The following is a 9705-nucleotide window of genomic DNA, read 5'->3' as shown; positions in this document are numbered from 1 at the left end:
GTCGCTGCATCAACAGTCGCTGTGTATGTCACACCATTGATAAGGAGTGTCACCACTGTGGTTGCTGCATCTGCAGGAATACCGGTTAAGGTACCTGTCACAGTGATGGTTGTGGTTGATTCTGCGGCATTCAATACGTTGTCTGCAGTCACATCATCAATCGTTAAGGTTGCACCTGTATTGTCTGGTGCTGTGGTATCGACAGTATAAGTTTGTGTGTCGGTCACGGTGCTGCTGTTGCCTGCTGCATCGGTGAAAGTGGCTGTCGCATCAATGGTCTTGTCACCATCTGCAAGCAAGTCACTACCTGCCACATCTGCAGTCCAGTTACCAGTCGCTGCATCAACAGTCGCGGTGTAGGTCACACCATTAATAACGAGTGTCACCACTGTGGTTGCTGCATCCGCTGGGATACCGGTTAAGGTTCCTGTGATGGTCACAGTGCCAGTTGATTCTGCGGCATTCAACACGTTGTCTGCAGTCACATCATCAATCGTTAAGGCGGCACCAGTGTTATCTGGTGCTGTGGTATCGACAGTATAAGTTTGTGAATCGGTGACTGTGCTGTTGTTACCTGCTGCATCGGTGAAGGTTGCAGTCGCATCAATAGTCTTGTCACCATCAGCAACTAAATCACTACCTGCGACATCTGCTGTCCAATTACCAGTTGCTGCATCGACAGTCGCTGTGTAAGTCACACCATTAATCAGTAAAGTGACAACAGTCGTTGCTGCATCGACTGGGATATTCGTTAAAGTACCTGTGATGGTCACAGTGCTTGCTGATTCTGCTGCATTCAATACATTATCGGCAGTTACGTCATTAATGCTTAATACCGAACCTGTCGTATCTGGTGCATCCGTATCTACTGTATAGCTTTGATCAGCATTGACTGGTCCAACACCAGTAACTTCAACTGTTACATTGATTTTACTGTCCGTATCTGCTGTTAATTCACTACCTGGAACAGTCACACTCCAGACACCACCCGTTTGTAAGGTAGTCGTGTAATCTATGCCATTAACATTGACAGTGACTTTATCTCCAATAGTAAAGCTTCCAACTACTGAACCACTGATGGTTTGATCGACGCCGGCTTCAGCTGCATTGACGACATTATCCCCAGCAATCGGGTTAATCACTACAACTGGTGTGGTGATATCTACGGTGTAAGTAAGGTCTGCTGTAACATTACCAACGTTACCTGCTGCATCTGTTGCCTGAATAGTTACATTAATGGTTTTATCTGCATCAAGCGCCAGTTGACCACCGTCGACTGTAATACTCCATACACCACCAGTCTGAACTGTTGTAGTGATATCTACGCCATTGATATTGACAATAACGACATCACCAACTTTATATTCGCCTGTTACGCTACCACTAATCGTTTGATCTGTACCAGCTTCTGTTGAGTCCAGAATATTGTCACCAGCAACAGGATTAATCGTAATCGTTGTTGTACTGTTGTCAGGTGCTGTTGTATCAACCGTATAAGTATGATCTGCAGTAACATTACCAACGCCTGTTACATTTACAGTTACATTAATGGTTTTATCTGCGTCCAATGTAAGCTCAGCGCCAGTAACCTCAATACTCCAGTTTCCGTTGTTATCTAGAGTAGTGGTGTAGTCTGTGCCATTGACATTGACAGTGACCTGATCTCCGACAGTAAAGCTACCAACCACTGAACCACTGATGGTTTGATTGACACCAGCTTCTGCTGCATTCAGAACGTTATCACCTGCAATTGGATTGATGACAACAACAGGTGTGGTGATATCGACAGTATATGCTGCATCAGCAGTTACATTACCTACATTACCTGCTGCATCTGTTGCCTGAATAGTCACATTAATGGTTTTATCAGCATCAAGAACCAACTGACCACCGGCAACTGTGATACTCCATAAACCACCCGTCTGAACAGTTGTCGTAATGTTGATGCCATTCACATTAACAGTGACTACATCACCAACACGATACTCCCCTGTGACTTTACCACTGATGACCTGATTAGCACCTGCTTCTGTTGAATCCACAACATTGTCACCCGCAATTGGGTCAATTGTAATTGTAGTCGTGCTGTTATTTGGTGGAGTTGTATCTACAGTTTCTGAGCCTGGTGCAGATGGGTTACCTGCTGGATCTGTAGCAATTGCTGTAACTGTATCACCATCTTTTAAACCGCCCGGATTAGGTACTGTCCATTCGCCTGTGGTTGGATCAGTAGGAACCTCAACAGTGCTACCATCAGGGAAAGTGACTGTGACCGTTGAACCTGGTTCTGCAGTACCCTTAATTGGGTCAGTGCCGTTGATCGGATCAATTTCTGGCACCACTGGTGCAGTCACATCAACAGTATAACTTTGGGTATCGGTGACTGTGCTGCTGTTACCTGCCGCATCTTTAAAGGTGACTGTTGCATCAATGGTCGTATCACTGTCAGCCTTTAAATCACTTCCTGCGACATCAGCAGTCCAGTTACCTGTTGCTGCATCGACAGTCGCTGTGTAAGTCACACCATTAATGACGAGTGTCACAACCGTGCTCGCAGCATCAGCTGGTACACCTGTTAATTTACCTGTAATTGTGACAGTCGAAGTCGATTCTGCTGCATTAAGAACATTATCTGCTGTGACTGGATCAACGCTAAATTCAACGTTATCCGTATTCGGTGGAGTGAGGTCTACAGTTTCTGAACCTGGTGCAGATGGGTTACCCGCTGGGTCTGTGGCAATTGCTGTAACTGTATCGCCATCTTTTAAACCGCCTGGATTTTGTACTGTCCATTCACCTGTAGTTGGATCGGCAGGAACCTCAACTGTGCTACCATCTGGGAAAGTGACTGTGACCGTCGAACCTGGTTCTGCAGTACCAGTAATTGGATCAGTGCCGTTGATCGGATCAATTTCTGGCACCGCTGGTGCAGTCACGTCAACAGTATAACTTTGAGTATCAGTGACTGTGCTGCTGTTCCCAGCCGCATCTTTAAAGGTGACTGTTGCATCAATAGTTGTATCACTGTCAGCCTTTAAATCACTTCCTGCGACATCAGCAGTCCATTTTCCTGTGGCTGCATCGACAGTCGCTGTGTAAGTCACACCATTAATCACAAGTGTCACAACCGTACTCGCAGCATCGGCTGGAATACCAGTTAATGTACCTGTAACCTTAACTGTCGAAGTTGATTCTGCTGCATTGAGGACATTATCGGCAGTAACTGGATCTATATTAAATTGAACTCCATCCGTATCTGGAGGTGTTTTGTCAATAACAACTGTTTCCGTACCAGGTGCTGATGGGTTACCTGCTGGGTCTGTGGCAATGACTTTGATGGTATCGCCATCTTTTAAACCACCTGGGTTAGGTACTGTCCATTCACCTGTGGTTGGATCGGTAGGAACCTGAACGGTGCTGCCATCTGGGAATGTTACAGTCACCGTCGAACCTGGCTCTGCTGTACCTGTAATTGGATCAGTACCATTGATTGGATCAATTTCAGGTGCATCTGGTGCAGTTACATCAACGGTATAGCTTTGGGTATCGGTGACTGTACTGCTGTTCCCCGCAGCATCTTTAAAGGTGGCTGTTGCATCGATAGTTTTATCACTATCAGCCAGTAAATCACTACCTGCAACATCTGCAGTCCATTTACCTGTTGCTGGATCTACAGTTGCAGTATAAGTCTTACCATTAATGACGAGTGTCACAACCGTGCTCGCCGCATCGGCTGGAATACCAGTTAATGTACCTGTAACTTTGACGGTCGAAGTTGATTCTGCTGCATTAAGAACATTATCCGCTGTGACTGGATCTACATTAAATTTAACTGCACTCGTATCTGGAGGTGTAGTGTCTGGATTATTATTTCCCCCATTATCACGCCCATGACCATCGCTGCCTCCGCTTGCTGCCGCAATGATACCGCCAGCGACTAAAGGAACAGCCCATAACCATGGATTCATTCCACCATCATGGTAAAGCAAAGGTTCTACAGATTGAATCGGCTGATAGACAACATCTGAAACTGGAACTTCTGGAGCAGCCTCTGGCACAACAGCTGGAGTCTCTTCTAAGTATACAGCCCCTTCAGTGTCAGCATCTGCATCTGCATCCGCGTCACTATCTGCATCCGCGTCATTTTCAGCATCTTTGAAACGTGCCCAAATGAGTTGACCATCTTCGCCCTGAAAAACAAGGCTATTATCTAAATTCGCTCCTTCATTAAAGAAGTTTTGAATAACAATCTGCTCGCCATTTTTCAGTAAAATAACGGCATTAGAACCATCTCTTTTTACTGCTGAGATGTCGTTTACTGGTATTTTCACCAAAACGACTGTGGCCTCAGATGGTAAGGACGCTGTTTTTCCCGTCGTATTTGCAAGGGTTTTATGGCTTTCCTTGGAAATAATTTGTATTTCAGACATGATTATATTCCTCAATTATATATTATTAATTTCAAATCAATTTCTAATTACGTTATTACTGAAGTTAAAATTATTTTTTCAAGTGATAGAGTTCACGACATTACTTTAAATCAAACCGAATAAATGTTAAATAGCTCACAAAACAAAGAAAATAAACTTACATTGAAATAATTTATGACACTTACACAACATTATGTTTTACAACAACAAAAAAAATAAAAATTACTTTACAAAATAAAAAAGTTACACTTTTAAACAAATAAATTTACAAAGAAATAATGAGTTCCTAAAAAGTATTTTAATTAAATTAAACAAACTTTTTAAATATATTATTTAAATTAAAATAAAAACCATTCCCAATACTTTAATTAAATTAAACACACCATTTAATGATATTGTTAATTTAAAAACAAAAAAGCCTTTTAAAATAAAAAGGCTTTTTTGAACAAATGAAAAAAATATACAATTAAAAGTTATCAGGATTTTCTAAGCGTTTAACTTCTTCTCGTTTACTTGGATGATGCATTGTAGCCACCCCATCATCGGTTTTCTGATCCAATAGAATCTCAGGGTTATAGATGGTAATCGTTTCTCGCCCTAAAGCATCCTCACCAATAATATATTTAAAGCCACGACGGTTCATCTTGTTACACATGCGTTGATAGAAGCCTTTTAAACCATCCTTCTCTTCATTTGGATTGTAGTAGAAAGCATTCATCACTGCAGGCAAACCGAGCCCACACACCACACCAGACAGCAATACACTAATAAAGGTATAACCAATCAGAATACTACTGTACTGGCTCAGCTCAGGAATGTTTGCAACAGCAAGGATCAAGGCAAGTGAAATACCACCACGCACCCCTCCCCAAGATAGAATCGCCAAACTGCCGTTATAGCTTTTATTCCTGAACGATGGGAATAGAGCAAAAGCAGCAAAGTTAGCAGCAAAACGAGAAAGATGCAGGATAATAAAGGCAATAATCCCACCAATAATCAGGTTAGCGCTAAGATCAAGAATAAAGAGCTCTAAACCAATTAATGTGAATAGGAAAGAGTTAATAATCCCTTCAACCGTATGCCAGAAGTGATTTACCTCACGTATTTCACGCTGTTCACGAATTTCTTGCCATTTATTACCGACAATCAAACCACCAATGACGCAGGCAATTGGCGCTGACGCATGGGCAAATAGCGCAACCAGATAAGAACCACTGGCAAGCAAGGCTGTGGTTAGGATTAACGATTCCATCTCATGTTTACCGCGTAATAAACGCAAGATTGCAAAACCGAATCCAAAACCGATAATCACCGCCACAAAAATTTCATAAAGTAAGGTTTCAATAGTTGCCAGTAAGGAAAAATGTTCACCTTGTAAAACTTTTAATAGCGTCATAAATAATGCAATACACATGGCATCATTAAATAAAGACTCACCTTCCAGCTTTACCATGAGATGGTGTGGTGCTCGAATTGAACTAAGTACCCCTTTAACCCCAATTGGATCTGTCGCCCCAAGTGCTGCGCCTAATAACAATAAAACGCCAATCGGGACTGGATAGCCAACCAACCATTGAAATAAATACAATAAACCTGCATAAAATCCTGCACATAACACCAGTGCAATGGTGGCTAAAATACCAATAGGTTTCCAGTAATTTCTTAAATCTGAAATTTTAAATTTGAGTGCGGAAGAGGTTAAAATAAAGCAGATAACACCATTAATTAAAAAATCATAAAAATCAATATTTCTTACAGCTGCTTCAATATTATGAATATTAATGGTAATGAACTGATTACCATTTAATAGGCTTGCACCCCACTGTAAAATAAAGACAAAAATTGCTGAAACAATAGGAACACCAATCGCTTGAGGAAACCCAAGTATTCGCTTATTAAAAATGGTCGTGGCAATGGATAATGCAAAAATTACCGTTAATGCTTGTAAAAGAAAAAAATTACCCATACAACCTCTTTATTTATTTCAATTTTCAACACATATCATTTATTTAAACTTTAAAACTCAATGAAACATGAAATTTAAAAGTTCTTTGTTTTTGCAATTGAATAAAGAAGAAAGGTCTATGCTGCAGTTTTACTCACCAATTATTTATTTTTTATACACAAGTGATTTAGATGCAGTAATAAACCAATCATCCTCAATTCAGCATAGACATGTTATTTTACGTTAATTCTTCTTAGGCTTCGTATATCTTCCGTATAAAAATCAAGGACAAAAAACATCCATGCTTATGACTTAAAAGTGTTGCATTGGTTGACATCACCTGATTTTAAACCAGTCTGGAACCACTGCATGCGCTGCTCACTGGTACCATGAGTAAAACTATCAGGCACAACCTGTCCTGTTGCACGGCGCTGTAGATAGTCATCACCAATTTTTTCTGCCGCATCCATCGCCTCTTCAATATCCCCTTGCTCAAGGAATTGAGTACGCTGCTGATTTTGATGCGCCCAGATACCCGCAAAACAGTCAGCTTGTAATTCCAGACGCACAGAAAGTTGATTGCCCTGCGCCTGGCTCGCCTGAGCACGGGCTTGCTGTACCTGATCTGAAATACCTAACAGATTCTGGATATGATGTCCCACTTCATGCGCTATCACATAAGCTTGGGCAAAATCTCCTGCCTGATCTTGACGAGAAAGCTCAGTTTGATTCTGCTCACCTGAAATGCCCATTTGCTGACGCATATCTTTAAAGAAAGAAGTATCAATATAGACTTTTTGATCGGCAGGACAATAGAAGGGTCCCATTGCAGCTTGTGCGGTTCCACAACCTGATCTGACCACGCCACTAAAGAGTACTAAACGAGGTGGCTTATAAGTCATTCCCAATTGCTGGAAAATCGGTGTCCAGGTATCTTCTGTATCTGCCAGCACCGTACCGACAAAATCACTCGCTTCTTTCTGCTCAGCCGTTAAGCTTTGCGGTGCACTGCCTTGCTGAGAAGATTGTGCTGTCACAGCTTGCGTAGCCTGATATGCCTGTTGCGGATCGACGCCAAAGAATTTCCAGGCAACAAACGCCACAACCAGACCTAATATACTGATACCACCTGCTTTTGCTCCGCCACCACCACGACGGTCTTCAACATTGGTACTGACTCGACGACCTTTCCAGCGCATAACGACCTCACATAATTTTGATGATGACGATTCCGGTTTAAGTTGATGCTTTTGGCCAAACTTTCTGAATCAAGCTGACAATAAGCAATACAATTGCTCCAGCTACCAGACCAATTCCAAGATTGATTAATGTTGGTGTCAATGCACCAATGATTGAACCTACACTTGGAATCAGCTCTAAATGATCAACTGTTTCTTCTGTAAAATGATGCAGTAATGGAATGGTATGCGAAATAATACCGCCACCGACTAAAAACATGGCAATTGTTCCAACAATTGAAAGTGTTTTCATCAAGATTGGAGCAAAACCAAGTAAACCACGTCCTATTTTATTCTTAAACTCAGAAGCCTGCTGGGTTAAATATAAACCTAAATCGTCAATTTTCACGATCATTGCAACCAGACCATACACCCCGACCGTCATGACAATTGCAATAATACTTAATACTGTCACTTTAGTCGTAAATGCTGCTGTTGCAACTGTACCTAACGAAATCACCACAATTTCAGCAGATAAGATAAAGTCAGTACGAATCGCACCTTTTACTTTTTCCTTCTCAAATTTCGCCAGATCAACTTCGACTTCCTGTAAATCTTCACTTGCCTCTTCTGTTGTTTTGGCTTTTTTATGCTTCAAGGTATGAACGACCTTTTCGACACCTTCATAACATAGAAACAGACCACCAATCATCAGTAAGGGATTAATGAGCCACGGCGCAACCACACTGATGAGTAAGGCTAATGGCACCAGAATTAACTTATTAACAAATGACCCTTTGGCAACACTCCAGACAACAGGCAACTCACGATCTGCACGCACACCACTGACCTGTTGTGCATTCAGCGCCAAGTCATCACCCAATACACCCGCAGTTTTTTTGGCTGCCATTTTGCTCATTACAGCAACGTCATCCAGAATCGTCGCGATATCATCCAGTAATAATAATAAACCACTCGCCATTTTTATTTCCTAATTTGTATTTATGTCGCTATTGTAGATTCCCTCAGTATATTCACAATATTATTTTTCAGAAAAAGTTAAAATTATCGCTGACGAAAAAAATTTATTTCTCGTACAATAATATCAATCTTATATCTATGAAATAACTGAATCTTGGAACATATCATGAGTAATATTGATCAACGTCCAATCATTTTGACAGGCGACCGTCCAACTGGACAACTTCATCTTGGACACTTTGTCGGTTCATTACGATCTCGTGTAGGTCTACAAGACAGTCATCATCAACACCTATTATTGGCTGATGCTCAGGCAATGACAGACAATGCCGATAATCCAGATAAAGTCCGCAACAACATTCTTCAAGTTGCACTAGATTATTTGGCAGTCGGCATTGATCCAACCAAAACCACAATTTGTGTGCAATCTTGCTTACCTGCACTGAATGAATTGACCATGCTTTACCTCAACTACGTGACTGTTGCACGTTTAGAGCGTAACCCAACCATCAAATCTGAGATCCAGATGCGTGGTTTTGAGCGTGATATTCCAGCTGGCTTCCTATGCTACCCGATTGCGCAAGCGGCAGATATCACTGCATTTAAAGCAACTGTTGTGCCTGTGGGCGAAGATCAGATTCCAATGATCGAGCAAACTAACGAAGTGGTTCGTCGTGTCAATCGTCAAATCGGTCATGACCTATTACCAGAATGTAAAGCACTCTTATCTAACATGGCGCGTTTACCAGGTTTTGATGGTAAAGCAAAAATGTCTAAATCATTAGGCAATACCATTGTGTTGAATGCTTCTGACAAAGACATCAAGAAAGCCGTCAATGCAATGTATACCGACCCAAATCACTTGCGTATTGAAGATCCAGGTCAGGTTGAAGGCAATATCGTATTTACCTATTTAGATGCTTTTGATCCAAATAAAGAAGAAGTGGAAGAATTAAAAGCGCATTATCGTCGTGGTGGTTTAGGTGACGGTACAGTGAAAAAACGTCTGGAAGGTGTATTGAAAGAGCTGATCACGCCAATCCGTGAACGTCGTGCCGAGTTAGAAAAAGATCCTGATTACATTATGGATGTACTCAAACAAGGCACTGAAAAATGTCGTATCATCACTCAACAGACCTTAGATGAAGTGAAAGATTGCTTAGGATTATTT

At 41.6% G+C, this 9705-nt stretch carries 5 protein-coding genes; 1 reads left to right on the top strand and 4 read right to left on the bottom strand.

Annotated elements, in window-relative coordinates:
• The 4 genes from A9Z07_RS03735 to A9Z07_RS03720 form a co-directional block, all read right to left on the bottom strand.
• Window positions 1–4430 (bottom strand): Ig-like domain-containing protein (locus A9Z07_RS03735; RefSeq protein WP_069576886.1); only part of this gene is annotated, 4430 nt, incomplete at its 3' end.
• Window positions 4431–4896: 466 nt separating this feature from the next.
• Complete coding sequence (locus A9Z07_RS03730; protein WP_047429514.1) at window positions 4897–6396, bottom strand: cation:proton antiporter; 1500 nt, start codon at window positions 6394–6396, stop codon at window positions 4897–4899.
• 284 nt (window positions 6397–6680) lie between these two features.
• Window positions 6681–7574, bottom strand: a complete 894-nt coding sequence (locus A9Z07_RS03725) for a neutral zinc metallopeptidase (protein ID WP_069576881.1) — start codon at window positions 7572–7574, stop codon at window positions 6681–6683.
• A gap of 37 nt (window positions 7575–7611) precedes the next feature.
• Window positions 7612–8535 carry a DUF808 domain-containing protein gene (locus tag A9Z07_RS03720; RefSeq protein ID WP_004775147.1) on the bottom strand — a complete coding sequence of 308 codons (924 nt, stop codon included), beginning with the start codon at window positions 8533–8535 and terminating at the stop codon, window positions 7612–7614.
• Window positions 8536–8700: 165 nt separating this feature from the next.
• Between A9Z07_RS03720 and trpS the strand changes: the two genes are divergently transcribed.
• Window positions 8701–9705 (top strand): tryptophan--tRNA ligase (gene trpS, locus A9Z07_RS03715; RefSeq protein WP_069576877.1); only part of this gene is annotated, 1005 nt, incomplete at its 3' end.

It is taken from the genome of Acinetobacter sp. YK3 (genome assembly GCF_001729365.1).
Classification (GTDB): Bacteria; Pseudomonadota; Gammaproteobacteria; order Pseudomonadales; family Moraxellaceae; genus Acinetobacter; species Acinetobacter vivianii.
This window is presented reverse-complemented; position numbering and strand designations above follow the sequence as displayed.

What these genes read in the sequence shown, in the direction of transcription:
- A9Z07_RS03725 (WP_069576881.1), bottom strand. Translation starts at nt 7,574, where the DNA reads ATGCGCTGGAAAGGTCGTCGAGTCAGTACCAATGTTGAAGACCGTCGT.
- A9Z07_RS03720 (WP_004775147.1), bottom strand. Translation starts at nt 8,535, where the DNA reads ATGGCGAGTGGTTTATTATTATTACTGGATGATATCGCGACGATTCTG.
- A9Z07_RS03730 (WP_047429514.1), bottom strand. Translation starts at nt 6,396, where the DNA reads ATGGGTAATTTTTTTCTTTTACAAGCATTAACGGTAATTTTTGCATTA.